At 56.2% G+C, this 251-nt stretch carries 1 protein-coding gene; it reads left to right on the top strand.

Translation table 11 applies throughout. The features are described 5' to 3' along the window. Positions 1 to 251 (top strand): flavodoxin domain-containing protein (locus tag R0J87_RS22870; RefSeq protein WP_498889224.1); only part of this gene is annotated, 251 nt, incomplete at both ends.

Genomic DNA, 251 nt, shown 5'->3' on the forward strand with positions numbered 1-251 from the left:
CGAAACCGGCTGGCAAACTTACCATTATTTATGCTTCGCAGACGGGTAACGCCAAAGGCGTGGCTCAGGCGCTGAAGGAAGAAGCGGTCGCGGCCGGTATCCAGGCTGACGTGTTTGCCTCTGGCGATTACAAAGGCAAAAACCTGACCAAAGAAACCCACGTGATCATAGTGGCTTCAACCCACGGTGAGGGTGAAGCGCCGGATGACGCCATGGAGCTGCATGAATTCCTGCAGTCCAAGCGTGCGCCT

The organism is Halomonas sp. SIMBA_159 (assembly GCF_046536035.1).
Classification (GTDB): Bacteria; Pseudomonadota; Gammaproteobacteria; order Pseudomonadales; family Halomonadaceae; genus Vreelandella; species Vreelandella venusta_A.